Here is a 1,805-nt window from a genome sequence, read left to right as displayed (position 1 = left end):
AATACTAAAGGCCTGGGATCAATTTCGGCAATACCTGCCAAACCTGTTACCAGCGGAGCCAGCACAACAATTGCTCCTACATTAGACATAAACAGGGAAAAAACAGTGGCCAAAACCCCAACCATCAGTACGATGAAAACAGGGTGTAATTCAATAACTACTGTCATAATAGATTCAGCAAGAAACATAGCAGCACCGGTTTTTTGCATGGCTACACCCAAAGGGATCAATCCCGCCAGCAGAAAAACTACTTTCCATTCAATTGCCTCATAGGCCTGACTTATGTCTAACACACGAGTAAGAACCATACAAAGAGCTCCGGTTAAAAAAGCCATGGAAATGGGAAATCCCAGCATTGCCAGGCTTATAGCAAATACAAAGCAGCCTATTGCAGGCCAGGTTTTGGATTTGTCTTTTTTATCAACATCAAAATCGGTGAGCACAACAAAATCATTGCTTTCTTTCAAGTCTTTTATGTTGTCCCACCTGCCGTAAACAATAAAGGTGTCCCCCGGGCGGATCACTACATCAGAAAAGTCTCCTCCTACTCTTTCTCCTTTGTTGAACAGTATTACCGGCTCTACTGCATAACGTTTTCTCAAGGTGTATTCTCTTATACTCTTCCCGGCAAGTTCTGATCCGGGAGGAATAATCACCTCGGCAAAACCACTAACATTGGGATTAAAATCATCAGAAAAATATCTTGACTCAGAGAGGTTCTCCAGCTGAAAGTCTTTAGCAAACTGCTCTATATTCTCTCCAGAACCCAAAACAGCAAGAGTTTGCTCATCCTCAAACTTAGTTTTTCGCCAGGGAGCGTAAACCACATCATCACCTTTTCCAATCCCCAACAGGTTGATATTATACTTATTCCATAGCCCGGCTTCTTCTGTGGTTTTTCCTATCAACGAGCTTTCTTTATTCACAGTAAGTAGCTTGATATTTTCCGGTAAATTAAGTTTCTCTACCAGCTTTTCCTGGTCTGTTTTACTTTTCTTTCCAGGCTTCTTCTTAGGTAAGACTTTACTTCCGAAAAGCAAAAAATAAGCTATGCCCGACAACAAAAGCGCAATGCCCACAGGCGTTACACTTAATAAGTTGTAGGTTTCAAGGCCTTCATTTTTTAAAAGGTCATTTACCAGGATGAGCGGACCCGAACCAATCATGGTTAGAGTTCCCCCTAGGATGGCTGCAAAACCTATGGGCATTACAAGCGATGAAGCAGGGATCTTCGTACGGCGCGAAACTTGCATGACTCCGGGAAGAAAAAGTGCAGCAACTCCAATATTCTGAATTAAACCGGAGAGTAATCCCGTTGAAATTGAGAGTAAACCAACTAAATTTCGTTTGCGGCTGCCAGCTTTATTGATCACTAGTTTCGAAAATTTATCCATAATCCCTGTGCGGGCAATACCTCGTCCCAATATCATCACACTTAATATGGCTATTACGGCATTACTCGAAAAGCCTGAAAACATTTCCTCCTGATTTAAAATACCGGCCCAGCCAAGGGCCAGCATGCATCCCATGGCAACAATATCAATCCTGACTAAATCCAGTACCAGCAGTATAATTGTTAGACTAAGGATTACTAAAACGATAATAATATCTTGTTCCATTATTTTTAGTTGAATTCCGGGAAAATATTTTCAAAATATTTGTTGGAGCTTATGTAACCACAGACTTTTCTTCGCCTTATTGGTATTAATAAGGTCAAACGTAATTAGCGTTATTTGACAGTTTTATTTGTCAACTTTGTTTTAAGTTTCCTGATTCTAAATTATTAATTATTAATGTAAAACCGG

1 protein-coding gene is annotated in these 1,805 nt (G+C 40.4%); it reads right to left on the bottom strand.

The genetic code is table 11. From position 1 onward, the window contains the following. Positions 1-1,619: SLC13 family permease (locus ACESK1_RS13280; protein WP_372920649.1), on the bottom strand; the 1,619-nt coding region annotated here is incomplete at its 3' end. Positions 1,620-1,805: the final 186 nt, after the last annotated feature.

It is taken from the genome of Salegentibacter sp. (assembly GCF_041642575.1).
In the GTDB taxonomy this organism is placed as follows: Bacteria; Bacteroidota; Bacteroidia; order Flavobacteriales; family Flavobacteriaceae; genus Salegentibacter.
This window is presented reverse-complemented; position numbering and strand designations above follow the sequence as displayed.